This is a genomic window from Streptomyces sp. CA-179760, assembly GCF_050937045.1.
In the GTDB taxonomy this organism is placed as follows: domain Bacteria; phylum Actinomycetota; class Actinomycetes; order Streptomycetales; family Streptomycetaceae; genus Streptomyces.
Genome location: NZ_JBNJLZ010000001.1, coordinates 1,454,784 through 1,478,337, shown reverse-complemented (window position 1 = coordinate 1,478,337; position 23,554 = coordinate 1,454,784). Strand labels below are relative to the sequence as shown.

The window sequence follows — 23,554 nt, the reverse complement described above, 5'->3', positions numbered from 1 at the left end:
ACGCCATGAGTCCGTAGCAACTCCCGTGCACCGCTCGCGCCTTGAGCGGTGCACGGTGACCCTGGTCGGTATGGCCATGCCGTCCGTACCGCCTCAGCGGCGGAATCCGCTGTTCATCCTGCTCACCGTGCTGGTGGCCCTCGCCGCCGTGTCCGCCGTGGTGCTGATGGCGAGGGCAGGCGACGACTCGCCGGACGGGAAGCAGCCCGCCGAGAGCACGAGCCGCACCCCCGCCCCGTCCTACGGCATCCCCACGAAGCTGCCCAGTGAGCTGCCCAGCGAACTGCGGACCCGGTTGCCGTCGGGCTTTCCGAGCCGATTGCCGAGCGATCTGCCCAGCGATCTCGAATCGCTGCTCCCGTCCCTGGACACCGGCGAGCTACTGCCGTAGGGGCGCCTCCTCCGGAGCGGATCCCTCTCCGGCGGCCGGATCCGCCGATGTCAGGGCCGTCGCCGGATCCTGTGCGGCTCCTCCCGCGGGCATCCAGCGGCCGCGTTCCTCGACGTAGGGCCACCATCGGCCGTCCCGGCCGAGGCGCAGCTGGACCGATGCGCCGACGACCGTCCACCGGTTGCCCCGCGCCCGCAGCTCCGGCCGCTCGTCCGTGTCCCAGGCCGCCTCCAGGGCGGCACGCGCGCGTGCGAGCGCTTCGCCCTCCACCCACCACTCCTCGTCGAGCACGGCCAGCGCGGCCGTACCGCCGAAGTGCCAGGCACGCACCGCCGCTTCGAGTCCCTCCCGGCCGCGTCCCGACCCGTCGGCGAGACGGTCCGCCACCTCGCGTCCGGGATCGCCCGCGGCCAGCCGCACCGCGTCCTGCGTCAGCGTCAGCTCCGCGTCGGAGGTGCCCCGGAGGGCCTCCGCGAGCAGGCGGTGGGCCTGTACGGCGGTCCGAGCGGCCAGGAACTCCAGCGCGTCCGGGTCGATGCCGGGAGCGGGCGGCGTCCCGGTGTCCAGGGACGGCGGCACCCCCGGCTCGTCGGGGAGCCCGGGCAGGGCCGGCAGCGGGGGCAGGATGTCACCGGCCGCAAACGCCTCGTCCGCGTCCACACCCTCCGGCACGGAGGGCTCCGCGGCGGAACCGCCTCCGCGGATCTGGAGATCGTCCAGCAGGGCGGCTTCGTCGCGGCCCCGCATCAGCATCAGGACGAACGGATCCTGGTCCAGCAGCCGCGCCACCTGGTAGCAGAGCGCCGCCGTGTGCCCGCAGTGGTCCCAGGCGCCGCAGTCGCACTCCGGCTCCAGATCGCCCAGGCCCGGCAGCAGTTCGACGCCTGCGTCCGCCGCGTCCTCGACCAGATGCGGCGGCATCTCCCGGTCCAGCAGCGCCGCCACATGCCCGGCCCGTTCCACCGTCATGTCCAGCAAGCGGTCCCACTGTTCGGGCGAGAGCTCCTCCAGCAGGACATCGGCCCGGTGCGCCGTGCGGTCGCGGTCCTGGACGACGGCCGTGAGCCGTCCCGGGCGCACCGACACCGCGCCGACCGCTCCCGCGCGGGCGAGCCGGCGGCCCGTCTTGAGCTGCGCCGAGTCCAGTGCCGTGTCCTCCAGCGCCTTCAGCCACGCCTGGCCCCACCAGGTCTGCGCGAAGCCGCGTCCGTGCGCGGGCGGCAATGCCGCGAACGTACGCTCCATGTCACCGTCGTACCGGGTCATCGCGCCCCTCGCAGTTCGACCAGTTCCGCCAGCTCCGCGTCCGTCAGCTCCGTGAGCGCCGCCTCTCCGGAGCCCAGGACGGCGTCCGCCAGCTCCCGCTTGCGGACAAGCAGTTCGGCGATGCGGTCCTCGATGGTTCCCTCCGCGATGATCCGGTGCACCTGCACGGGCCGGGTCTGGCCGATGCGGTAGGCGCGGTCGGTGGCCTGCGCCTCGACGGCCGGGTTCCACCAGCGGTCGTAGTGCACGACGTGTTCGGCCCGGGTGAGGTTCAGACCGGTGCCCGCCGCCTTCAACGACAGCAGGAACACCGGCACTTCGCCGTCCTGGAAGCGCCGCACCATGGCCTCGCGCTCGGTGACGGGCGTCCCGCCGTGCAGGAACTGCGACGGCGTGCCGCGGGCGGCCAGGTGCCGTTCGAGGAGGCGGGCCATCTGCACGTACTGCGTGAAGACCAGCACTCCCGCCTCCTCGGCGAGAATCGTGTCGAGCAGTTCGTCCAGCAGTTCCAGCTTCCCGGAGCGTCCGGCGATCACCGGGCTCTCCTCCTTGAGGTACTGCGCCGGGTGGTTGCAGATCTGCTTGAGGCCGGTCAGCAGCTTCACGATCAGGCCGCGTCGCGACATGCTGCCGGCGCCGGAGATCTCCGCCAGCGCCTCGCGCACCACCGCCTCGTACAGACCCGTCTGCTCCTGGGTGAGGGAGACGGCGTGATCGGTCTCGGTCTTCGGAGGCAACTCGGGCGCGATTCCCGGGTCCGCCTTGCGGCGGCGGAGCAGGAACGGCCGTACGAGCCGGGCCAGCCGGTCGGCGGCGGCCGGGTCCCGACCGCCCTCGACGGCCTCCGCGTACCGCCTGCGGAACGTGCCGAGCCGGCCCAGCAGCCCCGGAGTGGTCCAGTCGAGGATCGCCCACAGCTCCGACAGGTTGTTCTCCACCGGGGTGCCGGTGAGCGCCACGCGCGCGCGTGCGCCAATGGCCCGCAGCTCCCGAGCGGTCGAGGAGAACGGGTTCTTCACGTGCTGGGCCTCGTCCGCCACGAGCAGCCCCCATGCCACCCCGGCGAGCCGGGGGGCGTCCAGGCGCATCGTGCCGTACGTGGTGAGCACGAACTCCCCGTCGGCCAGGTCGTCGAGGCTGCGCCGCGCACCGTGGAAGCGCCGCACGGGGGTGCCGGGCGCGAACCGCTCGATCTCCCGCTGCCAGTTGCCCATCAGGGACGTCGGGCAGACCACCAGGGTGGGCCCGGCGGACGCGGCGTCGGTCTGACGGTGGAGGTGCAGGGCGATCAGCGTGATCGTCTTGCCGAGCCCCATGTCGTCGGCGAGGCAGCAGCCGAGGCCCAGGGAAGTCATGCCGGCGAGCCAGGTCAAGCCCCGACGCTGGTAGTCCCGCAGGGTGGCCGCGAGGTCGGCGGGCTGTTCCACTGGCTGCTGGGCCGCCTCGGGGTCCGTGAGCCGCTCCCGCAGGGCCGCCAGCCATCCGGTGGGCCGCACCTCGACCCGGCTGTCGTCCACCTCCGCCCAGCCCGTCAGCGCCGCGCCCAGCGCGTCGACCGGTGTGACCTTGTGGTCCTGCCGGGAGCGGGCGAGCCGAACCTCCTGAGGGTCGATCAGGACCCACTGGTCCCGCAGCCGCACCACGGGGCGCTTGGCCTCGGCGAGCCGGTCCAGCTCCTCGCGGCTCAGCCGTCGGTCGCCCAGCGCGAACGACCAGTTGAAGGCGAGCAGCGCGTCGGCGGACAGGAACGACGGCAGGGCGGCGACGGACCTGCCGGACTCCTGTTCCTCGTCCCCGTCCCCGGAGGTGCCCACCGGTCCCACCTCCGCGCGCGTGGTGAACTCGCGGGTCAGCCCCTTCGGCCAGTGCACGTCGACTCCGGCCGACGCCAGTGCGCGGGCGCCCGCGCCGAGCAGCGCGGTGACCTCCTCGTCGGCGAGTTCGACCGCGTCCGGAACGGTCGCCGACAGCAGCGGCGTGAGGGGGTCCCAGGCCCTGGCCGCGCGGCGCAGCGCGAGCAGGGCGTCCATCCGCGCGCGCGGGCCGAAGGCCTCGCCCCTGGCACCGGCCCAGACGTCGGCTGCGTCCGCGACCAGCGCGGGATCGCTCACGCTGTGCACCTGGAGCACGGCCCGGAACGTGAGGTCCGCGTCGGCCACCGTGTCCGTCAGACCGGGTGCCTCGATCCGCAGCGACAGCCGTACGCCCGCGTCGTGGCCCGCGGCGACGTCGGCGGCCCAGGCGCGCTGCTCGGGCAGGTGCACCGGCTCGGGCGACGCGTAAGCGGCACCGCCGGTCACCAGCGGTGCGGCGGGGGAGCGGGGCAGTGCGTCGGCGACGGCGTCGAGGAAGGCGCGCAGGAGCCGCTCCGGGTCGGGCAGCCGCAGCGGCCCCGGGCCCGCGAGCGGAACGGCATGCGCCTCGGGCGGCATCGCGGCGGCGAGCCGGCGGACGGCCTCGGCGTCGTGGGCGCGCAGGGGACCCGCGCGCCAGGCGTCGTGGTCGCCCGGGACAGCCCCGGCAACAGCAGCCCGCGCGCCACGAGGTGCAGGGCGCGCACGGCCGCGGCGCCCCAGAACAGGGTGGACCGGTGCCCCTGTGCGCCGACCCGCGCGCGGGTGAGGACCGGCAGGGCCGCGTGCACCGGCAGCAGGAGGGCGGACACGCTCTCCACCTCGATCCCGTCGCCGCCGGGCACGGCGACGGTCAGGTTCGTGGTGGCGGGCGCAGATGCCGCGGTCGCCGAGGCCACGACCGGAGGAGCCTCGCCGTCGGGCCGCCAGAAGGCGATGCCGCCGGTGCGGGCAGGGTCGCCGGGAAGGAAAACGGCGCGGCAGTCGGCCAGTTCTGAGGACATGACGGAAGGTGTGGAGGAGGGTGCCGGGGGAGTCGAGTGCTCGGCTATGGCTGATTCCTCAAACTTGACTAGTGGGTAGGAGTCGCCGAGGGTACAGCACGTCTGGCGCATACGGGTATGACTGGAGTATGAGCTGGGTCACTATGAGGAGATCAGGGGTGTGTAGGAGGCGCACCTCAGGGATGTCTCAGGGTCGCGGTCAGGAACCGCCGCAGGCGCGGGCCCGTTTTCGAGACAGAGAGCGGCAGTGGCCGCGAAGGAGGCGACAGTCATGTCCAATAACACCAAGATCGCCGCAGGCGGTGTGGCAGTCGGGCTCATCCTGTTGATCTGGCTGCCCTGGTGGGCATCGCTCCTGATCATCCTGGGAGTCCCGGCCGCCGCGTATCTCATGCTGGACCCGTCGCAGCGCCGCAGGCTGCGCCGTGCCACCCGTAAGGAGATCGGCCGCTGAGATGCTGACCCGGCGCGGTCAAAGGCTGTCGCCGGATCGGCCGGATCGGCCGGATCGGCCGGATCGGCCGGGTCAGCCGGATCAGTTCGGCCGTACGGCCATCTTGTCGAGCGCTTCGAGGAGTCCCGGCAGTTCCGGCCCACGGCCCACCGGCAGGACCTCGCCGGGTTCCTCGTCGAGCAGCACGAAGGCCATGTCGTCGGTCCTGGCCACGAGCGACCAGCCCGGGCCGTCCGCCCGCAGGGTCCGTGCGTCGGCCGTCGCGAACGACGACCGAACCCGGCCCAGCGGTGGCGGCGAGTCGATGTAGGTGCGGGCCTCCGCGAGGACCCGCCGGATACCGCTGTGGCCCGGCCCGCCGTTCTCCCCGCTCCCGTCCTGGGCGTCGGCCACCTCGCCCTCGTCACCCGGCCCGTCCGAGCGCTCCGGCTCGTCCGAGGGCTCCGGGGTCCCCGTGGGCACCGGTGCCGGAAGGGGCGAATCGTCGACCTGCTCCCGCCATGTGGCCCACTGCAGCGCGATCTCGTCCGCGCCCAGGCGCCGCTGGGCCGGCCCCCAGACGGTGGTGTCCGGCGGAGCCAGCGGTGGCCGGTCGTCGGCCTCCGGAGCGGGATCGTGCGGTGCGGGCACCCCGGGCGCCGCGACGGCGACCGCGAGCGGCCAGCCGGGCAGCGCCGCGACGACCGAGCGTTCGTCGGGCGACAGCTCGTACTCCATGCCGCAGTCCCAGGAGGCGATCGCGACGGCGACCAGGGAGACGTCGTCGATGGCGACGGTCCACCGGGAGCCGTCGCCGTCCTGGCCGAGCACCAGCCCGTACCCGTCGGCGAGCGGTGCGAGCCCGAGCGCCGCGCACGCCTCCGGATAGTCGTCGCCGAGGACGCTCGGGAACTTCGCAGGTGTCAGCAATACCGCCGTGAGCACATAGAGCGCGTCGTCCGCGGCGGCGACGACGTCCTCGTCCGTCCCGGCCATCCCAGCCTCCCCATCGGTTCGTCCAACCGCGCGCACCCTAGTGCGCGCGGAAGCCGCTTGTCACGGCCCCGCAAGCGCACCCGAGCTGCAGTTTTCCGGCGGACGGGGCGAATCGGCCGTCCGGACCGTGCTCAGGGCGCCGTCGGCAGCCCCAGCAACTCGCGGGCCACGGTCCGCGGCGACTCGCCGCGTTCCCGCGCGAGCGCGTTGACGGCCCGGCAGGCCAGCTCGTTCACCCCGAACGACAGGGCCTCCGGCGATACCCAGCCGGCCGCCTCGTCGGCCCGCTCCTGGTCGTCCTCCGCGCCCGCCGCGACATAGACCGCGGCGGCCTCGAACAGGTTGTGCGGACGTTTGTCCCCGTCGGCCTTGGCCTCCGAGCGCAAGGCGCCGGCCACTCTTCCCCCGGCCCTGCGGAACCTGCCCCACATACTGACCACCTTCCCCCTGTGCGGTTGTTGTGTCTGATCTTTCATCTCCCGGCCCCCAACGTAAAGTTGGTGAACCTGTGGCAGAAGGGGGACGGCACGGTGGAGCGCTTTGACCGGCTGGTGCAGATCCGGCGGATGGACCCGTACGAGGAGGCCACGGAGATCTACCGGCTGAGCGTGGCGTACGAGTTCCCCTGGGACTTCACCCGCGCCCTGGAACTGGCCCTGTACCGCACCTACGCCGTCCCGAGCATCGGCCGGCTGCTCGCGCGGACGGCGGAGCTCACGGAGCGGACGCAGAAGCGCTACGACGACACCTCGCTGCTCCTCGACGCCGTCGTCGAGCACGGGTTCGGCAGCGACCAGGGGAAGACCGCGATCCGCCGCATCAACCAGATGCACCGCAGCTACGACATCAGCGACGACGACATGCGCTACGTGCTCTGCACATTCGTCGTGATGCCCAAACGGTGGATCGACGCCTACGGGTGGCGCAGGATGTCACGCCACGAGATCGTCGCCAGTGCCGTCCACTACGGCACGCTGGGCCGGCACATGGGCATCAAGGACATCCCCGGGACCTACGAGGAGTTCGAGACCTGCCTCGACGACTACGAGGCGGCCCACTTCGCCTGGGACGCGCAAGCCCGGCGGGTCTCGGACGCCACGCTCGACGTGATGGCGTCCTGGTACCCGCGCCCGCTCGCACCGCTGCTGCGCACCACGACCCTCGCACTGCTCGACGACTCGCTCCTGCACGCCTTCCGCTACACCCCGCCGAGCCCCGCCACGCGCGCGTGGGTGCGGCGCGCGGTGCGGCTGCGAGGGCGCGCCGTCCGTCTCATGGCGCCCCGGCGCGCCCCGCACTTCGCCCGCCAGAACTGGGAGATCAAGGGCTACCCGTACGGATACCGGCTCGCCGACCTCGGCACGCGTCCGCTCCCGGGCCTGCGGGGCTGCCCCGTGCGGCACGCGGAGGCGACGGGCACCGAGGGCGGGTGACGCGGCAGCTCAGTCCTCGCGGACGGCGAGCGCCAGGAAGTGGGTGTCCTCGTCGACGTACGACGTCATGCGCCACCCGGAACCGGCCAGCAGTGGACGGAGGTTGGGCTCGGCCCGCAGGTCGTCCGGGGTGAGCGGGCGGCCGTGGCGGGCGGCCAGTGCCGCCCTGCCGATCGGATGGAACAGCGCCAGCACACCACCGGGGCGCACCACACGCGCCAGCTCGCGCAGGTTCTCGGCCGGACTCGCCAGGTGCGAGACGAGTCCCGCCCCGAACACCGCGTCCAGCGACCGCGAGCGCAAGGGCAACGCGGCGACGTCCGTGAGCAGCAGCTGCCCGTCGCGGCCCCGCCCGGCCCGTACGGCTTCCCGCAGCATGGCCGGGGTCAGATCGGCCCCGAGAACCGCCCCCGAGGGCCCCACGGCGGCACGCAGCGGCGGCAGGGCCCGTCCGGTGCCGCACCCCGCGTCGAGCACCCGGTAGCCCGCGCGCAGTCCGAGCTCGGCCACCGCTGCCGCGTAGGCCGGACCGTCGTCCGGGAATTTGCTGTCCCAGCCGGCGGCACGGGGGGTGAAGAACTCCTGGACACGCGTCTGGTCGTCGCTCATGCACCGCATGATTCCTCACCGGCAGGGATGACGCCTCTGTGCACATGTTCGAGCGTGATGCGATCGTTCCGGTACATCCTTGCGTCATATTCCAACACCTTTCGAAATGCGCCCCCTTCACGCGCCCTTGCCGGGTCTAGCGTCCCGGGGCCATGGGACACCTGGACCACGCCGCCCTGGGGTGGCTGACCCCCGCGCTGTCGTACGCGATGGCCTGCACAGGCGCCGCGCTCGGGCTGCGCTGCACCGTCCGCGCCCTTGCCGCCACCGGGCGCTCGCGTCGCAACTGGCTCGTCACGGCCGCCTCGGCGATCGGCACCGGCATCTGGACCATGCACTTCGTGGCCATGCTCGGCTTCGCCGTCACCGGTACCGACATCCGCTACGACGTGCCGCTCACGCTGCTGAGCCTGCTCGTCGCCATGGTCGTCGTCTGCGCCGGCGTCTTCGCCGTCGGCTACGGCCGGGACCGCGGCCGGGCCCTCTTCCTCGGCGGCCTCACCACCGGCCTCGGCGTCGCGAGCATGCACTACCTGGGCATGGCGGCCGTCCGTCTGCACGGCGATGTGACCTACGACCCGGTGCTCGTCGGGCTCTCCGTCCTGATCGCCGTCGTCGCGGCGACGGCGGCCCTGTGGGCGGCGCTCAACATCAAGTCGCCCGTCGCGGTCACCATCGCCTCCCTGATCATGGGCGCGGCCGTCAGCAGCATGCACTACACCGGGATGTTCGCGGTGAGTGTGCGGGTCACTCCCTCGGGGGCGGTACTGCCCGGGGCCACGGCGATGCAGTTCATCTTCCCCCTCGCCGTCGGCCTCGGGTCCTACCTCTTCCTGACCTCGGCCTTCGTCGCGCTCTCGCCGACGGCAGGCGAGCGAGAGGCGTCCGCCTCGGCCCAGCGGCCGGTCGAGGGCGTCGCTCCCTAGGCCGTCTCCGAGCCTGCCGCGCCCGGCCCGAACCACTCCCGAGCGAGGAGTCCATGCGTACACCCCGTAGGACGCCCACAACCGGCGCCGAGGCGCCGCCCCCGCCCGCGCGCGGTCGCCGCGCGCACGCCGGACCACCGGCCGACGAGGGCCCGGAGGCGCCCTTCGGCGCCGCACCGGACGGGACGGTCACGCGCGCGGAGCGCTGGCACATACGTCCGCGCACCGTGCGCGCCAAGATCGTCTGCCTGCTGATGGTGCCGGTCGTCTCCCTCCTGGCCCTGTGGGCCTACGCCACGGTCACCACCGCCCAGGACGTGTCCCGGCTGCGGCAGGTCCAGCGCGTGGACGCCATGGTCCGCGCCCCCGTCTCCGCGGCGGTAGCCGCCCTCCAGGCCGAACGCGCGGCCGCGGTACGCCACGCCACCGACCCGTCGGCCGTACCGTCCGGCGAACTGGACGAGCTCGCGCGGCGCACCGACCGCGCCGTCGCGAGACTGCGGCTCGGCGAGGACAACACCGTCGCCGACAGCGAGGAACTGCCCGCCGGAGTCGCCCGCCGGCTGGAGGCGTTCGTCACGAGCGCCGAGCGACTGCTGCCGCTGCGGGCCGCGGTAGAAGACCGGCGGGTGGGATGGGCCGAGACGTACAGCCGCTACACCCGGACCATCTCGGCGGCCTTCGGCGCCGGCGGTGCCCTCACCGGCATCCAGGACGCCGATCTCGGATCCGACGCGCGCGTGCTGCTCGAATTCGCCCGCGCGGGCGAGGCGTTGGCACAGGAGGACGCGGTGCTGGCGAGTGCCCGCCCTTCCGGCACCCTCGCCGGGGAGCGGCTCCGGCTCTTCACCGGCGCCGTCGACCTGCGCCGCACCCTCACCGCGTCGGCCGTCGCGGACCTGCACGGTACCGAACGCTCCGTGTGGAAGGCCCTCGCCGACAGCAGCGCCTACGAGGGCCTGAGCGGCGCCGAGGAGGGCATCCTCGCCCGCGGGCCCGGCGCCAAAGCGGTCGAGACAGTGCCCGAGAGCACCTGGAACACCGTCCACGCGCGCGTCCAGCTTGGCATGCGCACCCTCGAGGACGACGCGGCGCGCGGCGTCGCGCAACGGGCGGACCCGTTCACCCGCGGACTGCTCACCCCGGCCGGCGCCGCCGTCCTCCTCGGTCTCGCCGCTGTCGCCGCCTCGCTCGTCATCTCCGTACGCATCGGACGCGGCCTGGTGGTGGAACTGGTGAGCCTGCGCAACGGCGCCCTGGAGATCGCCCGGCGCAAACTCCCCGAGGCCATGCGGAGACTGCGCGCGGGCGAGGAGATCGACGTCCGCGCCGAGGCACCGCCGGGACCGCCGGCCGGGGACGAGGCCGGGCAGGTCGCCGAAGCCCTCGACACCGTCCACCGTGCCGCGCTGCGGGCCGCTGTGGAGCGCGCCGAGCTCGCCAGTGGCATCTCCGGAGTCTTCGTCAACCTCGCCCGCCGCAGCCAGATCCTCGTCCACCGCCAGCTGAGCCTCCTCGACAGCATGGAACGCCGCTCCGACGACCCGAACGAGCTGAGCGACCTCTTCCGCCTCGACCACCTCACCACCCGAATGCGGCGCCACGCGGAGAGCCTGATCATCCTCTCCGGAGCCGCCCCCGGCCGGGCCTGGCGCATGCCCGTCGTCCTGACCGACGTGGTCCGCGCGGCCGTCTCCGAGGTCGAGGACTACGCGCGCGTGGAGGTACGGCAACTCCCCGAAGCGGCCGTCATCGGCACGGCCGTCGCCGACCTCACCCACCTGCTCGCCGAGATCATCGAGAACGCCGCCCAGTTCTCACCGCCCCACACACGCGTGCGCGTCACCGGCGAACCGGTCGGCAACGGCTACGCCGTCGAGATCGAGGACCGCGGCCTCGGCATGGGCCAGGAGACCCTCGCCGAAGCCAACCGCCGCATCGAGCAGTCCGAGGCACTCGACCTGTTCGACAGCGACCGGCTCGGCCTGTTCGTGGTCAGCCGGCTCGCCGCCCGGCACGACGTCAAGGTCCACCTGAAGACCTCGCCCTACGGCGGCACCACCGCCGTCGTCCTGCTGCCCACCGCCCTCCTGCACACCGCGGCGACGGAACGATCCCCCGATGAGGCGGCACACCCGCCGCGGCCCGAGGACCGCGCCCACGCACGCGTGTCCGACGACACCCCGCTCCGGGACGTCGTCCCCGCACCGGCCGACCGGCGCGCCCTCGTGGCCCCCGTACCGGCCGCGGCCGAGACCACGAGCCACACCGCACCCCCAGGAGTCGCCACCTTGCGACTGCACCGACCCCAGGAGCAGCCCGAAGGCTCCGAGGACCTCCCGCGTCGCGTACGACAGGCCAGTCTCGCCCCCCAGTTGCGTGACGGGCGCCCCGAGGAACCGCCGCCGACGCCGGCCCCCGGGACGACGAACGCACGCCCGAAGTCGTACGCGACCGCATGGCGGCGTACCGCGACGGCTGGGCACGCGGCGGCGGCAGGAAACCCGGACGCGCCACCACTCCCGGCCCCGCGACGGGCAGAGACAGCAGCGAAGGAGACCCCGCATGATCCAGGACCCGAGCACGCGTTCCGCCCGGCGCTCCGGCGAACTCGACTGGCTGCTGGACGATCTGGTGCTCCGCGTCAGCGACATACGGCACGCCGTGGTCCTCTCCAACGACGGCCTCGCGGTGGGCGCCTCGACCGGCCTGCGCCGCGAGGACGCCGAACACCTCGCGGCGGTCGCCTCGGGCTTCCACAGCCTCGCCAAGGGAGCGGGACGGCACTTCGGTGCCGGTGGTGTCCGCCAGACCATGGTGGAGATGGACGAGGCGTTCCTCTTCGTGGCCGCCGCCGGCGACGGCTCCTGCCTCGCTCTTCTCACCGCCGTGACAGCCGACATCGGCCTCGTGGCGTACGAGATGGCCCGTCTGGTCAAACGTGTCGGCGAGCACCTCGGCACGGCCCCTCGTGCCGGCGCGCGGCCGCCCGCCGCCGGATGAGCCGAGAGAGCGGTCCGCACAGATGACCGAGGACATGACCGGCACCCTGAGCGAGCAGGCCAGCCAGTGGTACGACCACGAGGCCGGACCTCTCGTGCGCCCCTACGCCATGACAGGCGGACGCACCCGGCCCGGCCCCACCGGCGTGCGGTTCGACCTGATCGCCCTGGTCACCCTGGATCCCGGAGCGCCCGGCGTGGACGACGCCCCGCTCGGCCCGGAACACCGGACCCTGCTCGACCTGTGCCGCTCGGAGACCCAGTCGGTCGCCGAACTCGCCGCCGACGCGGACCTGCCCGTGGGTGTGATCAGGGTCCTCCTCGGCGACCTCCTGGAACTCGGCTGCGTCACCGTCAGCCTCCCCGTGCCGCCGGCCCAGTTGCCCGACGAACGGATCCTGCGCGAGGTGATCGCGGGCCTGAGGGCGCTGTAGCGGACCCCACACCCCACCGAGGACCGCACACCCCACCAGTACCGCACACCCCACCCGACACGAGAGAAGTGATCAATGGTCTCCGAGCACTCCGACGCCTCGGGCGGCGACTCCGCCGCGCTGGCGTTGAAGATCCTTGTCGCCGGCGGATTCGGCGTGGGCAAGACCACGCTGGTGGGCGCCGTCAGCGAGATCCGGCCGCTGCGCACCGAGGAACTGCTCAGTGAAGCGGGGCAGTCGGTGGACGACACGGACGGCCTGGACCACAAGACCACCACGACCGTCGCCATGGACTTCGGGCGCATCACCATCCGGTCCGGTCTCTCCCTGTACCTGTTCGGCACACCGGGCCAGGATCGGTTCTGGTTCCTGTGGGACGAGTTGTCCCAGGGGGCGCTCGGCGCGGTCGTGCTCGCGGACACCCGCCGCCTGGAGGACTGCTTCCCGGCGATCGACTACTTCGAGCACCGGCGCATCCCTTTCGTGGTGGCCGTCAACTGCTTCGCGGGCGCCCGGCAGCACAGCGCCCCGGATGTCTCGCGCGCCCTCGACCTCGACCGGGGGACGCCCGTGGTGCTGTGCGACGCCAGGGACCGCGACTCGGGGAAGGAGGTGCTGATCAGGCTGGTCGAGTACGCCGGGCGGATGCACACCGCCCGGCTCCTCGACTCGGTCGGCTGACCGGAGGTACGCGAGGCGGCCGCGGTCAGTCCGCGATGTCCCGCTCCGCCAGGACCCGGTCGACGGCGACACGGACGAGCAGCTCGCCCGGGACGCCGTTGCGCACGCCGAACTCCTCGGCGCGGTCCTCGCCCATGTACCGGGCGCCGATGCGGGTGGCCCAGAGCCGCACCTCGTCGAGGTCGCTCACCAGTCGGGCACGCCCCTGGACCACCACGAAGGAGTACGGCGGCCGGTCGTCGTCCACGCACAGGGCGACCCGGCCGTCACGGGCGAGATTGCGCCCCTTCACGGTGTTCTCGCCGGTGTTGAACACCACCTCGTCCCCGTCCAGCAGAAACCAGATCGGGGCCACGTGCGGACTCCCGTCGGCCCGGACGGTGGAGAGCTTCGCGGTGCGGGTGCCGTGGGAAACGAACTCCCGCCATTGCGCATCGGTCATCTTCTCTGCCATGGCTCCCATCCTCCTTGCCCCGGCAGCGGTCGTGGGGAAGGCTGGCGTGGAGATCCTCCGGCCAGGGGAGAATCGCACGGGGAGAAAACGGGGAGATCGGAACATGGCGCAGAACCAGGGACTCGACTGGCTGCTGGACGACCTGACCGAGCGCGTCCACCAGGTGCGGCACGCGTTGGTCCTGTCCAACGACGGCTTGGTGACCGGGGCGAGCACGGGACTGCGCCGCGAGGACGCGGAGCATCTCGCGGCCGTGTCGTCCGGGTTGCACAGCCTGGCCAAGGGCTCGGGACGGCACTTCGGCGCGGGCAGCGTACGCCAGACGATGATCGAGTTCGACGACGCGGTGCTCTTCGTCACCGCGGCCGGCACGGGCAGTTGTCTGTGCGTCCTCAGCGGCGCCGAGGCCGACATCGGCCAGATCGCGTACGAGATGACACTTCTGGTCAACCGGGTCGGCGAGCATCTCGACGTGGATGCCCGCCAGCCGGAACTGAAACCGACCACGGACGTCTGACCTGCAGATTCGTCTTCCCTCACGGAGTTATCCACAGGCTCGTCACGCAGAGCGCCGGAGCGGTTACGGTTCTCTCACGGTGACCGCACACGGCGTGAGCCGCCGACTCCACGGGGGAGACCGACCATGTCAGGCACCATCGCGAAACTCGACCGCCTCACCTGCGCTCCGAGCCGGGCCGCCCGCGAACTCGACCTCAAGCGCGGTGAGTTCGATCTCGCCGTGAGTCTCGGGCTCATCCGGACCGTCCCCGACGAAGGGGGCGGAGGGCCACGCGTCGCCCGCGCCGAGATCGACCGGCTGCGCGCCGAGGACCGCTTCCCGGACGCGCTGCGCGGGCGCGTCGCGACCGTCGGCACCAGTGAGGGCGCCGGTCTTCTGCGGGTGACACCCGCCAGATTCACGAGTCTCGCCCGCTTCGGCCTGCTCGTGCCGGTGAAGTTCTACCTGAACCGCTACCGGGCGGTCGTCTGGCTGTATCTCGCCGAGGAACTCCGGCAGTTCGCGGCCGAGGGGAGCAACGCCCGGCTGCTGAAGGGGCGCACACCCGCACAGATCCGGGAAGGGCAGAAGGACGGGCTGGACCGGCGGCCCCGCAACTGGCGGGGACGCCACATCGGGTTCCTGACGCGGCAGGCCGGGGACGACGCCTGGGCGCGCGCGGCGGCCGTCGCCGCTCTTCTCGACCCCACCGACGTGGCGGACGCTGTGGCCGACCCCTACGAACGCGCCTACCTGGACCGCCGCCGTCCCCGCCTCCCGGCGCACGGCGCACCCGGCTCACCCGCCGCCGAACGGGCCGAGACGCTCATGACGGCGAGCGAGCCGGACGAAGTGGCCTGGTTCCTGGCGGACCTGGCTCACACGATGGAGACGGCGCGAAGGCAACACGCGGCACCGGGTCCAGCCCTGGAGCCGCCGGCCCCGACACCACCGGCAGTGCCGACCGCGCCCACCCCGGTTCCGGCTGGGGGCCCTCCCGAGCCCCCGGACCGCACCCCTTCACACGGCCTTCTGGGATGGCTGCACCGCAGAGGCCTGCGACGTCCAGGGTGAAGAGCGATGAGTTTCCGGATGCGTCCCGGTCGAAATTCTGAGGAGATGATTCCAGGAGGCGATCATGTTCGGTACGACGAAAGCGTTCAGCGGGTTCTCGGTGAACGACATCGACGCGGCCAGGACGTTCTACGGCGACACCCTCGGACTCCGGGTGTCGGAGGAGAACGGCCTGCTGTTCCTGCACATCGCGGGTGACCGGGACACCCTGGTCTACCCCAAGGAGGACCACACCCCGGCGACGTACACCATCCTCAACTTCCCCGTCGACGACATCGAGGCCGCCGTCGACGAGCTGAACAGGAAAGGAGTCCGGTTCGAGCACTACGACCACCTCAAGGCGGACGACAAGGGCATCTTCCGCGGCGGTGGCCCGCTGATCGCCTGGTTCACCGACCCCGCGGGGAACGTGCTGTCCGTCCTGCAGGAATCCTGACGCGCCGGCGATGCCCGAGCTCCCCGACGTCGAAGGCTTCCGGCAGGTGCTCGAGTCCTGTGCGAGGGGACGGATCATCCGGCGTGTCGACGTGCGGGACGCGGGCGTGCTGCACGGGGTAAGTGCCCGGAGACTGCGGGACGCGCTGGAGGGTCGGCGGTTCGGCACGCCGGAGCGGCACGGGAAGTGGCTGCTCGCCCGCACCGGCGCCGGCCCGACCCTCGTGCTGCACTTCGGCATGACCGGCCGGCTGGTCTGCGGCCATCCCGATGATGCCGTCGAGGCGCACGACCGTGTGCTGTTCACACTGAGCGGCAGCCGCCAGCTGCGCTTCCGTGACCAGCGCAAACTCCAGGGAATCTGGCTGGCGGGCGACGACTTTGACGTCGACCGGATGCTCCGGGGGCAGGGCCCCGACGCACTGGCGGTGGAGCGGACGGATTTCGAGGCCGTCCTGTCCACACGCCGGGGCATCTCAAGACCGCGCTCACCGACCAGTCCGTTCTCGCCGGTCTCGGAAACCTGCTCGCCGACGAGATCCTTTGGCGAGCACGGTTGCGACCCGACCGCACGGCGCGTGATCTCACCCAGGCCGATCGGCGCCGGCTGTACGGCCAGATGCGCCGCACCCTGCGCTCTTCCGTCACCGCCGGCTGCGTCCCGCCGCGTGACTCCTGGCTCACCGGCCACCGCGACGACCCCGACCCGAGGTGCCCACGCTGCGGCACCGGCCTGCGCAGGACGCGTATGGGAGGCCGCGGCACGGTGTGGTGCCCGCACTGCCAGCCGGGCGGGTGATCCGGCAGAACCCTTGAGAACACCGGATCAGTCTGTGGGAGTCAGCTGTGAAACACCAGGTCAGTCCGTGGGAGTCAAGACGGCCGGCGCCCCGGCCAGGATGCCGCCGTCCACGATGAACTCGCAGCCCGTCGAGAAGGTCGCCTCGGCGACGACGAAGAGCACCATCCGGGCGACCTCCTCGGGCTCGCCGAATCGGGGAATGGGCTGTCCCGCGGTGTACGCGTCGCCGAAGCCGGCCGTCATCCGGGTGCGGATGGCGCCGGGATGCACGGAGCAGACCCGGACCCGGTCGGGCGCGAGTTCCAGCGCGGCGACCTTCGTCAGGCCGCGCAGACCCCACTTGCTGGCCGCGTACGCCCCGACACCGGCGTAGGCGGTCAGCCCGGCGAGGGAGGACATGTTCACGATCACGCCGCCCCCGGCCCGGCGCAGCGACGGTGCCGCCGCGCGCATGCCCAGCCAGGCGCCCGTGAGGTTGACGTCGACGACCCGGCGGAACGACTCGGGGCTCTGCTCCTCCATCGTGCCCCAGTCGACGACCCCCGCGATGTTGACCAGGACCGAGAGCGGACCCAGGTCCCGCTCTGTCTCGGCGAGGGCCCGCTGCCAGTCGTCCTCGTGGGTGACATCCAGGTGCAGGTAGCGCGAACCACCGAGCTCGGCCGCCAGGTCCGCCCCCTCGGTGTCCCGGATGTCGGCGATCACCACGGAGGCGCCCTCGGCCGCGAGCGCGCGGGCCACCGCGGCTCCGATGCCCCCGGCCCCACCGGTGACGATCGCCACCTGTTCACTGAGACGCTCCATCGTGACCTCCTCGGTTCAGGGTGCTCCCGCTGTCTGACGTTCCTCGCCCGGAGCCTCGCCCGGAGCCACCAGCGACCGGGTGAGCGGAATCCGCGCTAGGGCGAGCACCCCCGCGGCGATCAACGCGACACCGAACAGCTGGGGCAGCAGCCACCAGCCGGAACGGATGCTCTCCTCGTAGAGGAGGATGCCGAGGGCGAGGCTCACCAGCGCGTCACCGAGGGTGAGCGCGGGCTGCGAGGCGACCAGCGGGCCGGCCTGCATCGCGTTCTCCAGCAGGAACAGCGCGCACACACCGGTCGCGGCGAAGGCATAGGTCTGCCAGGCGGTGAGGAAGGCCACGAGTCCCTGATCGTCGAGGATGTGGGTGGCGGCCTTCATCAGGGCGGCGGTCACCGCGTAGCTGATCGCCGTCGCGGCACCCAGGCAGGCCGCCCGCGCGCGGCCCTCCGGGCGCTTGAGGGCGGCGAGCGCGAGGACGACGACCGCGCCCGCGCACACGGCGAGCGCGGGGATCCAGCGGTCCAGCTCCACATGGGTGCGATTGCCCGAGGGGGACGCGGCGGCGAGCGCCACCGCCAGTCCGGCCACCACCACCGCGACGGCCAGCCAGCCCACGCCCGGCAGATGCCGGTGCATCAGCAGCGAGGCGACGATGAGGGTGAGTGGCAGCTCCAGCACGAAAAGCGGCTGCACGATCGTCAGCGGTCCGGTCGCCAGCGCCAGCGCCTGGCAGACGGCCGCGGCGATCACCGCGAGGATGCCGGCCAGCCAGACGCGCCGGCGCAGCAGATCGAGGATCAGCCCGGCCCGCAGCCCCTGGGAGCGCGGGACGGTGAGCGCCGCCTTGCGTTGCAGCACCGTCGCGACGGCGTTGCTGAGGGCCGCGCAGATCGCGAAGAGGACGGGGAGCACGGTGTGCAGCGTGGCCACCTCCCGGATCGGCGGGCGTGTGACGCCTGCGGTGCCTCCTCCTCCTGCCATGGTCACCGGATCGGGGCACGGGCGCGAACGGAGTGCCGGAGCGCGCGTGCCCCGAGCGGCGGAAAGCCAGGTCGGGCGGGCTGCGGACCGGTCAGTCCAGCTTGCGGAAGAGTCCCTCCTGCACGACGGAGACGACCAGCCGGCCCTCGGTGTCGTAGATCCGGCCCCGGGCCAGACCGCGGCCCCCGACCGCGATCGGCGACTCCTGGTCGTACAGCAGCCAGTCGTCGGCGCGGAACGGACGGTGGAACCACATCGCGTGGTCCAGGGACGCCATGTCGAAGCCCCGCGGGCCCCACAGCGGCTCGACCGGGATGCGGACGGCGTCCAGGAGGGTCATGTCGCTGGCGTAGGTGAGGGCGCAGGTGTGGACGAGCGGGTCGTCGCCCAGCGGCCCGACCGCGCGCATCCACACGGCGCTGCGCGGTTCGGAGTCCCGGGCCTCCTCGGCGCTCCAGCGCAGCCGGTCCACGTAGCGGATGTCGAAGGGCTGGCGGCGGGCCATGCGCTCCAACTGCTCGGGCAGCGCGCCCAAGTGCTCCCGGATCTCGTCCGTGACCGTGGGCAGCGACTCCGGGTCCGGGACCTTGCGGGCCGGCGGCAGCTGGTGCTCGAAACTGCCCTCCTCCGGCTTGTGGAAGGAGGCGGTGAGGTTGAATATCGTGCGGCCCTGCTGCACGGCCGTGACCCGGCGGGTCGTGAACGACCGCCCGTCGCGCACCCGTTCCACCTGGTAGACGATCGGCACACCCGGGATGCCCGGGCGCAGGAAGTACGCGTGCAGCGAGTGCACGGGGCGGTCGCCCTCCGTGGTGCGGCCGGCGGCGACCAGGGCCTGGCCCGCCACCTGGCCGCCGAAGACCCGCTGGAGGGACTCCTGCGGGCTGCGGCCGCGGAAGATGTTGACCTCGATCTGCTCCAGGTCGAGCAGGTCGACGAGTCTCTCGGCCGGGTTCGTCGTCATGAGTGGGATTCTCCTGTGCTCGCTGCGGTCCGGCCGTTCACAGCTGGCCGACGTCGGTGACGCGGACGATGGCGCGGCCCTCCGCGTCGGAGGCGGTCAGGTCGACCTCCGCGCTGATACCCCAGTCGTGGTCGCCGTTCGGGTCGTGGAAGATCTGCCGGACCCGCCACAGGGCGTTCTCCGGCTCCTCCTCGATCAGCAGCAGCTTGGGGCCGCGGGCGTCGGGGCCGGTGCCGAGGTCCTCGTACTCGTCGAAGTACTTGTCCAGCGCCTCGCCCCACGCGTCGGCGTCCCAGCCGGACTCCCCGTCCATCTCGCCCAGCGTCTCGACCTGGTCGAGGGCGGCCAGCTCGACCCGCCGGAACATGGCGTTGCGGACCAGCACCCGGAAGGCGCGCGCGTTGGCGGTGACCGGCTTGACCTCGTCGGCCTTCTCCTGGGCCTCCTCGGCCGTCATCTCCGCCGGGTTCGCGAGCTGCTCCCACTCGTCCAGCAGGCTGGAGTCGACCTGGCGCACCATCTCGCCCAGCCACGCGATCAAGTCTTCCAGGTCCTCGGACTTGAGGTCGTCCGGGACGGTGTGGTCGAGGGCCTTGAAGGCGCTGGCGAGATAGCGCAGCACGATGCCCTCGGTGCGGGCCAGCTCGTAGTGGGAGACCAACTCCGTGAAGGACATCGCCCGTTCGTACATGTCGCGGATGATGGACTTCGGTGACAGCGGATGGTCGCCGACCCAGGGGTGGCTCTTGCGGTACGTGTCGTACGCGTGGAAGAGCAGCTCCTCCAGGGGCTTCGGGTACGTGATGTCCTGGAGGCGCTCCATGCGCTCCTCGTACTCCACCCCGTCGGCCTTCATCAAGGCGACGGCCTCGCCGCGCGCCTTGTTCTGCTGGGCGGCCAGGATCTGCCGCGGATCGTCGAGCGTCGACTCCACGACGGACACCATGTCGAGGGCGTACGACGGGGACTCGGGGTCCAGCAGCTCGAACGCGGCGAGCGCGAACGTGGACAGCGGCTGGTTGAGCGCGAAGTCCTGCTGGAGGTCCACCGTGAGGCGGACGATACGGCCCTCGGAATCCGGCTGGTCGAGCTTCTCGACGATGCCGCCGTCCAGCAGGGAACGGTAGATCGCGATGGCCCGGCGGATGTGCCGCAGCTGCTGTTTGCGCGGCTCGTGGTTGTCCTCCAGCATGCGGCGCATCGCCTCGAAGGCGTTGCCGGGGCGGGCGATCACCGAGAGCAGCATGGTGTGCGTCACCCGGAACCGGGAGGCCAGGGGTTCCGGTTCGGAGCCGATGAGCTTCTCGAAGGTCTGCTCCGACCAGGCGACGAAGCCCTCCGGTGCCTTCTTGCGGACGACCTTGCGGCGTTTCTTCGGGTCGTCGCCCGCCTTGGCGAGCGCCTTCTCGTTCTCGACGACGTGCTCGGGCGCCTGCGCGACGACGAAGCCCTCCGTGTCGAAACCGGCCCGCCCGGCGCGGCCGGCGATCTGGTGGAACTCCCGGGCCCGCAGGGTGCGTACGCGGGTGCCGTCGTACTTGGTGAGGGCGGTGAACAGCACGGTGCGGATGGGGACGTTGACGCCCACGCCGAGCGTGTCAGTGCCGCAGATGACCTTCAGCAGGCCGGCCTGCGCGAGCTTCTCCACCAGGCGGCGGTACTTGGGCAGCATGCCCGCGTGGTGGACTCCGATGCCGTGCCGGACGTAGCGGGAGAGGTTGCGGCCGAACTTCGTGGTGAAGCGGAAGTTGCCGATCAGCTCGGCGATCTGCTCCTTCTCCTGCTTCGAGCACATGTTGATGCTCATCAGCGCCTGCGCCCGCTCCACGGCCTGCGCCTGCGTGAAGTGCACGATGTAGACGGGCGCCTGCCGGGCCTCCAGCAGGTCGGTGAGCGTCTCGGTCATCGGGGTGTAGCGGTACTCGTACGACAGCGGCACCGGACGGGTCGCCGAGCGGACCACCGCGGTCGGGCGGCCGGTGCGGCGGGTGAGGTCCTTTTCGAAGAAGGAGACGTCGCCGAGCGTCGCCGACATCAGTACGAACTGCGCCTGCGGCAGTTCCAGGATCGGGATCTGCCAGGCCCAGCCGCGGTCGCCCTCCGCGTAGAAGTGGAACTCGTCCATCACGACCTGGCCGACGTCCGCGTCCTTGCCGTCGCGCAGCGCGATCGAGGCCAGGACCTCGGCGGTGCAGCAGATGACGGGGGCGTCGGAGTTCACGGACGCGTCGCCGGTCAGCATGCCGACGTTCTCCGTGCCGAAGATCTTGCACAGTTCGAAGAACTTCTCCGACACCAGCGCCTTGATCGGAGCCGTGTAGAAGGTGACCTCGTCGCGGGCCAGCGCGGCGAAGTGCGCGCCCGCCGCGATCATGCTCTTGCCGGAACCGGTGGGCGTCGACACGATCACGTTCGCGCCGGAGACCACTTCGATCAGCGCCTCCTCCTGGTGGGGATAGAGCGTGAGACCCCGCTCGCCGGCCCATGACTCGAAGGCTTCGTACAGGGCGTCGGGGTCGGGGGTCCGCGGCAGCTGATCGATGAGGGTCACGCCCCCATCTTGCCTGGCCTGATGCCCGAGGGGGGAATCGGCTGCGGGCTCGAAGATCACGAACGCTACGCTGGGTCGCCGACGACACGTCAGCGCACCCGGTCAACTGGACAGCGGCACACGAGGAATGGGGCGGCAACGGCCATGATGGGACCAGCACACTCACTGTCGGGCGCCGCCGCCTGGCTCGGCGTCGGCGCCGCGGCCGCCGCGGCCGGGCATCCGATGCCCTGGCCGGTCCTCCTCGTGGGTGCCCTGATCTGCGCCGGTGCCGCGCTCGCCCCGGACCTCGACCACAAGGCCGCCACCATCTCCCGGTCCTTCGGGCCCCTGTCGCGCTGGCTGTGCGAGATCGTGGACAAGCTGTCGTACGCCGTCTACAAGGCGACGAAGAAGCAGGGCGACCCGCGCCGCTCCGGCGGGCACCGGACGCTCACGCACACCTGGCTGTGGGCGGTCCTGATCGGTGCGGGCACCTCTGCCGTGGCGATCACCAGTGACCGGTGGGGCGTGCTGGCTATCCTCTTCGTGCACCTGGTCCTGGCCATCGAAGGGCTGCTGTGGCGGGCGGCGCGCGGCTCCAGCAGCGATGTCCTGGTGTGGCTGCTGGCCGCGACCACGGCGTGGATCCTCGCGGGCGTCCTGGACAAGCCGGGCAACGGCGCGGACTGGCTGTTCACGGCGCCGGGGCAGGAGTACCTGTGGCTGGGGCTGCCGGTCGTGCTGGGGGCGATCGTCCACGACATCGGGGACGCGCTGACCGTGTCCGGGTGCCCGATTCTGTGGCCGATACCGGTGGGGCGCAAGCGCTGGTATCCGCTCGGGCCGCCGAAGGCCCTGCGGTTCCGGGCGGGCAGCTGGGTCGAGCTCAGGGTGCTGATGCCGGTGTTCATGCTGCTCGGCGGGGTGGGCGGCGCGGCGGCGCTCAACTTCATCTGAGCGTTCCGCGGCTTCGCGCTCGGGTTCAGGTGCCGCCGTACCGCCGCTCGAACCGGGCGACCCGGCCCTCCGAGTCCACCGTGCGGGCCTTGCCCGTGTAGAAGGGATGGCTCTCCGAGGAGATCTCCACGTCCACGACGGGGTAGGTCTCGCCGTCGTCCCACTCGATGCGTTCGCCGCTGGTCGCGGTGGACCGGGTCAGGAAGGCGTATCCGGCGGTCCGGTCGCGGAAGACGACGGGGTGGTAGTCGGGGTGCTTGTCCTGCTGCATGGATGCTCCTCGTGCGGCTCGGGCGGGCTTTCGGATCAGCCGGAGAGGGTGTCCTCGTCCACGACGTGCACGGCGGCCTCCTCGGCCGATGCCGCGGCGCCGTCGATGCCCACGTCCATGGCGACCAGCGCGCTCTCCTCGTCCTCGTGCGCCCCCTCGTCGGGTGCCACGAGCCGGCCGGAGCGGACGTCGCCGACCTCGTTGTCCAGGAGTTCCCCGTCGGTGCCCTGGCAGTCCCCGAGACCGTCACCGTCGGGGGCCGCGGCGTCCGGCAGCTCCTCGGCGAGCCGCTGGTCCAGCGTCTCGCCCTCGTGCCGCTCGGCGGCCGTCACACCGAGGTGCTCGACGGCCCAGGGCCGCTCGGGAGGGGACCAGCCCCGGTCCAGGGGATCGTCGACGCCGTCGTCCAGCAGGGTGTCCTCGGCGTCGAGCAGACCGGTGTCCTCTCTCTGCTCGTCTTGATCCGGCTGGTAGACATCGTCTCCCCAACCGTCGGACCTGTTCACGGGTACCTCCAGGGGGTGGGGACGGGCCCGTTCTCACCGGGGCCCGCGCCGGGCCGCCGCCGCACGGAGCACTGGCGCCGCCCGCCGCCGAACCGCTCCGGTTCCCGGGCGTTCCCCGAGCCGGTGCCTGCTTCCAGCCTTCCACCCGGTCTCGTCCCCGCGCAACGCCACGGGCCCCTGCCGGGGGCTTCGCAGCCCAGGCACCCGGGACCGCGCCCGGCCTGCCGCTCGCAGACGCCGACG

At 72.2% G+C, this 23,554-nt stretch carries 22 protein-coding genes and 3 pseudogenes; 13 read left to right on the top strand and 12 right to left on the bottom strand.

The window, feature by feature from the left end; genetic code table 11:
- The first annotated feature begins 70 nt into the window (after window positions 1–70).
- A complete protein-coding gene (locus ACQEV8_RS06405; RefSeq protein ID WP_432958087.1) occupies window positions 71–391 on the top strand; it encodes a hypothetical protein in 321 nt (106 codons plus the stop codon).
- Here ACQEV8_RS06405 and ACQEV8_RS06400 read toward each other — a convergent pair.
- Window positions 380–1,657, bottom strand: coding sequence for an SWF or SNF family helicase (locus ACQEV8_RS06400; protein WP_432958086.1), 1,278 nt, complete (start codon window positions 1,655–1,657; stop codon window positions 380–382). The genes ACQEV8_RS06405 and ACQEV8_RS06400 overlap by 12 nt on opposite strands.
- A pseudogene (locus tag ACQEV8_RS06395) lies at window positions 1,654–4,514 on the bottom strand (DEAD/DEAH box helicase); the annotation flags it as partial. The gene ACQEV8_RS06400 and the pseudogene ACQEV8_RS06395, both read right to left, overlap by 4 nt.
- Window positions 4,515–4,785: 271 nt before the next feature.
- Here ACQEV8_RS06395 and ACQEV8_RS06390 point away from each other — a divergent pair.
- Window positions 4,786–4,968 carry a hypothetical protein gene (locus ACQEV8_RS06390; protein ID WP_432958085.1) on the top strand — a complete coding sequence of 61 codons (183 nt, stop codon included), beginning with the start codon at window positions 4,786–4,788 and terminating at the stop codon, window positions 4,966–4,968.
- Window positions 4,969–5,049: 81 nt separating this feature from the next.
- Here ACQEV8_RS06390 and ACQEV8_RS06385 read toward each other — a convergent pair whose 3' ends face one another.
- Complete coding sequence (locus ACQEV8_RS06385; protein ID WP_432958083.1) at window positions 5,050–5,943, bottom strand: hypothetical protein; 894 nt, start codon at window positions 5,941–5,943, stop codon at window positions 5,050–5,052.
- A gap of 131 nt (window positions 5,944–6,074) precedes the next feature.
- Window positions 6,075–6,374 (bottom strand): hypothetical protein, encoded by a 300-nt coding sequence (locus ACQEV8_RS06380; RefSeq protein WP_432958081.1) that lies wholly within the window; start codon window positions 6,372–6,374, stop codon window positions 6,075–6,077.
- Window positions 6,375–6,473: 99 nt separating this feature from the next.
- Here ACQEV8_RS06380 and ACQEV8_RS06375 point away from each other — a divergent pair, with 99 nt between their 5' ends.
- The gene (locus tag ACQEV8_RS06375; RefSeq protein WP_432972481.1) at window positions 6,474–7,376 is read left to right on the top strand and encodes an oxygenase MpaB family protein; all 903 of its coding nucleotides are present in this window, start codon (window positions 6,474–6,476) and stop codon (window positions 7,374–7,376) included.
- Between the two features lie 9 nt (window positions 7,377–7,385).
- Here the strand turns inward: ACQEV8_RS06375 and ACQEV8_RS06370 are convergent, their stop codons facing one another.
- Window positions 7,386–7,985, bottom strand: coding sequence for a class I SAM-dependent methyltransferase (locus tag ACQEV8_RS06370; RefSeq protein WP_432958079.1), 600 nt, complete (start codon window positions 7,983–7,985; stop codon window positions 7,386–7,388).
- Between the two features lie 152 nt (window positions 7,986–8,137).
- Here ACQEV8_RS06370 and ACQEV8_RS06365 point away from each other — a divergent pair, with 152 nt between their 5' ends.
- From ACQEV8_RS06365 to ACQEV8_RS06345, 5 genes and pseudogenes are all read left to right on the top strand, one after another.
- Complete coding sequence (locus ACQEV8_RS06365; protein ID WP_432958078.1) at window positions 8,138–8,911, top strand: MHYT domain-containing protein; 774 nt, start codon at window positions 8,138–8,140, stop codon at window positions 8,909–8,911.
- Window positions 8,912–8,964: 53 nt separating this feature from the next.
- Window positions 8,965–11,480, top strand: a pseudogene (locus ACQEV8_RS06360) (sensor histidine kinase).
- Complete coding sequence (locus tag ACQEV8_RS06355; RefSeq protein WP_391108126.1) at window positions 11,477–11,914, top strand: roadblock/LC7 domain-containing protein; 438 nt, start codon at window positions 11,477–11,479, stop codon at window positions 11,912–11,914. The pseudogene ACQEV8_RS06360 and the gene ACQEV8_RS06355 overlap by 4 nt, the downstream one beginning before the upstream one ends.
- Before the next feature lie 22 nt (window positions 11,915–11,936).
- Window positions 11,937–12,347 (top strand): DUF742 domain-containing protein, encoded by a 411-nt coding sequence (locus ACQEV8_RS06350; protein ID WP_432958076.1) that lies wholly within the window; start codon window positions 11,937–11,939, stop codon window positions 12,345–12,347.
- Window positions 12,348–12,422: 75 nt separating this feature from the next.
- Window positions 12,423–13,028, top strand: a complete 606-nt coding sequence (locus tag ACQEV8_RS06345) for a GTP-binding protein (protein ID WP_432958075.1) — start codon at window positions 12,423–12,425, stop codon at window positions 13,026–13,028.
- A gap of 25 nt (window positions 13,029–13,053) precedes the next feature.
- Here ACQEV8_RS06345 and ACQEV8_RS06340 read toward each other — a convergent pair whose 3' ends face one another.
- Window positions 13,054–13,482, bottom strand: a complete 429-nt coding sequence (locus ACQEV8_RS06340) for a PPOX class F420-dependent oxidoreductase (RefSeq protein ID WP_432958073.1) — start codon at window positions 13,480–13,482, stop codon at window positions 13,054–13,056.
- A 103-nt stretch (window positions 13,483–13,585) separates the two neighbouring features.
- On the opposite strand from ACQEV8_RS06340, the gene ACQEV8_RS06335 reads away from it, so the two are divergent.
- From ACQEV8_RS06335 to ACQEV8_RS06320, 4 genes and pseudogenes are all read left to right on the top strand, one after another.
- Window positions 13,586–13,999, top strand: coding sequence for a roadblock/LC7 domain-containing protein (locus tag ACQEV8_RS06335; protein WP_432958071.1), 414 nt, complete (start codon window positions 13,586–13,588; stop codon window positions 13,997–13,999).
- Between the two features lie 126 nt (window positions 14,000–14,125).
- On the top strand, window positions 14,126–15,055 hold the full coding sequence (locus tag ACQEV8_RS06330; protein WP_432958069.1) for a DUF6397 family protein: 930 nt from the start codon (window positions 14,126–14,128) through the stop codon (window positions 15,053–15,055).
- Between the two features lie 64 nt (window positions 15,056–15,119).
- Window positions 15,120–15,491, top strand: coding sequence for a VOC family protein (locus ACQEV8_RS06325; protein WP_432958067.1), 372 nt, complete (start codon window positions 15,120–15,122; stop codon window positions 15,489–15,491).
- 10 nt (window positions 15,492–15,501) lie between these two features.
- Window positions 15,502–16,289, top strand: a pseudogene (locus tag ACQEV8_RS06320) (Fpg/Nei family DNA glycosylase).
- Window positions 16,290–16,349: 60 nt separating this feature from the next.
- On the opposite strand, the gene ACQEV8_RS06315 reads toward ACQEV8_RS06320, so the two are convergent.
- From ACQEV8_RS06315 to ACQEV8_RS06300, 4 genes are all read right to left on the bottom strand, one after another.
- A complete protein-coding gene (locus tag ACQEV8_RS06315; RefSeq protein ID WP_432958065.1) occupies window positions 16,350–17,096 on the bottom strand; it encodes an SDR family oxidoreductase in 747 nt (248 codons plus the stop codon).
- Between the two features lie 15 nt (window positions 17,097–17,111).
- Complete coding sequence (locus ACQEV8_RS06310; protein ID WP_432972477.1) at window positions 17,112–18,020, bottom strand: DMT family transporter; 909 nt, start codon at window positions 18,018–18,020, stop codon at window positions 17,112–17,114.
- 151 nt (window positions 18,021–18,171) lie between these two features.
- Window positions 18,172–19,044 carry an acyl-CoA thioesterase gene (locus ACQEV8_RS06305; protein ID WP_432958064.1) on the bottom strand — a complete coding sequence of 291 codons (873 nt, stop codon included), beginning with the start codon at window positions 19,042–19,044 and terminating at the stop codon, window positions 18,172–18,174.
- Between the two features lie 37 nt (window positions 19,045–19,081).
- Window positions 19,082–21,595, bottom strand: a complete 2,514-nt coding sequence (locus ACQEV8_RS06300) for a DEAD/DEAH box helicase (RefSeq protein ID WP_432958062.1) — start codon at window positions 21,593–21,595, stop codon at window positions 19,082–19,084.
- Window positions 21,596–21,739: 144 nt separating this feature from the next.
- Here ACQEV8_RS06300 and ACQEV8_RS06295 point away from each other — a divergent pair, with 144 nt between their 5' ends.
- Window positions 21,740–22,534: a metal-dependent hydrolase gene (locus tag ACQEV8_RS06295; protein WP_432958061.1), complete on the top strand. Its 795-nt coding sequence runs from the start codon at window positions 21,740–21,742 to the stop codon at window positions 22,532–22,534.
- A gap of 25 nt (window positions 22,535–22,559) precedes the next feature.
- Here the strand turns inward: ACQEV8_RS06295 and ACQEV8_RS06290 are convergent, their stop codons facing one another.
- Together ACQEV8_RS06290 and ACQEV8_RS06285 are read right to left on the bottom strand one after the other, a co-directional pair.
- Entirely contained in the window at window positions 22,560–22,805 is a 246-nt protein-coding gene (locus tag ACQEV8_RS06290; RefSeq protein ID WP_376384044.1) for a type B 50S ribosomal protein L31, read from the bottom strand.
- A gap of 35 nt (window positions 22,806–22,840) precedes the next feature.
- Window positions 22,841–23,311 carry a DUF5709 domain-containing protein gene (locus ACQEV8_RS06285; protein WP_432958059.1) on the bottom strand — a complete coding sequence of 157 codons (471 nt, stop codon included), beginning with the start codon at window positions 23,309–23,311 and terminating at the stop codon, window positions 22,841–22,843.
- Window positions 23,312–23,554 lie beyond the last annotated feature (243 nt).

What these genes read in the sequence shown, in the direction of transcription:
- ACQEV8_RS06305 (WP_432958064.1), bottom strand. Translation starts at nt 19,044, where the DNA reads ATGACGACGAACCCGGCCGAGAGACTCGTCGACCTGCTCGACCTGGAG.
- ACQEV8_RS06335 (WP_432958071.1), top strand. Translation starts at nt 13,586, where the DNA reads ATGGCGCAGAACCAGGGACTCGACTGGCTGCTGGACGACCTGACCGAG.
- ACQEV8_RS06405 (WP_432958087.1), top strand. Translation starts at nt 71, where the DNA reads ATGGCCATGCCGTCCGTACCGCCTCAGCGGCGGAATCCGCTGTTCATC.
- ACQEV8_RS06330 (WP_432958069.1), top strand. Translation starts at nt 14,126, where the DNA reads ATGTCAGGCACCATCGCGAAACTCGACCGCCTCACCTGCGCTCCGAGC.
- ACQEV8_RS06315 (WP_432958065.1), bottom strand. Translation starts at nt 17,096, where the DNA reads ATGGAGCGTCTCAGTGAACAGGTGGCGATCGTCACCGGTGGGGCCGGG.
- ACQEV8_RS06345 (WP_432958075.1), top strand. Translation starts at nt 12,423, where the DNA reads ATGGTCTCCGAGCACTCCGACGCCTCGGGCGGCGACTCCGCCGCGCTG.
- ACQEV8_RS06325 (WP_432958067.1), top strand. Translation starts at nt 15,120, where the DNA reads ATGTTCGGTACGACGAAAGCGTTCAGCGGGTTCTCGGTGAACGACATC.
- ACQEV8_RS06340 (WP_432958073.1), bottom strand. Translation starts at nt 13,482, where the DNA reads ATGGCAGAGAAGATGACCGATGCGCAATGGCGGGAGTTCGTTTCCCAC.
- ACQEV8_RS06400 (WP_432958086.1), bottom strand. Translation starts at nt 1,657, where the DNA reads ATGACCCGGTACGACGGTGACATGGAGCGTACGTTCGCGGCATTGCCG.
- ACQEV8_RS06370 (WP_432958079.1), bottom strand. Translation starts at nt 7,985, where the DNA reads ATGAGCGACGACCAGACGCGTGTCCAGGAGTTCTTCACCCCCCGTGCC.
- ACQEV8_RS06290 (WP_376384044.1), bottom strand. Translation starts at nt 22,805, where the DNA reads ATGCAGCAGGACAAGCACCCCGACTACCACCCCGTCGTCTTCCGCGAC.
- ACQEV8_RS06390 (WP_432958085.1), top strand. Translation starts at nt 4,786, where the DNA reads ATGTCCAATAACACCAAGATCGCCGCAGGCGGTGTGGCAGTCGGGCTC.
- ACQEV8_RS06350 (WP_432958076.1), top strand. Translation starts at nt 11,937, where the DNA reads ATGACCGAGGACATGACCGGCACCCTGAGCGAGCAGGCCAGCCAGTGG.
- ACQEV8_RS06380 (WP_432958081.1), bottom strand. Translation starts at nt 6,374, where the DNA reads ATGTGGGGCAGGTTCCGCAGGGCCGGGGGAAGAGTGGCCGGCGCCTTG.
- ACQEV8_RS06365 (WP_432958078.1), top strand. Translation starts at nt 8,138, where the DNA reads ATGGGACACCTGGACCACGCCGCCCTGGGGTGGCTGACCCCCGCGCTG.
- ACQEV8_RS06295 (WP_432958061.1), top strand. Translation starts at nt 21,740, where the DNA reads ATGATGGGACCAGCACACTCACTGTCGGGCGCCGCCGCCTGGCTCGGC.
- ACQEV8_RS06385 (WP_432958083.1), bottom strand. Translation starts at nt 5,943, where the DNA reads ATGGCCGGGACGGACGAGGACGTCGTCGCCGCCGCGGACGACGCGCTC.
- ACQEV8_RS06355 (WP_391108126.1), top strand. Translation starts at nt 11,477, where the DNA reads ATGATCCAGGACCCGAGCACGCGTTCCGCCCGGCGCTCCGGCGAACTC.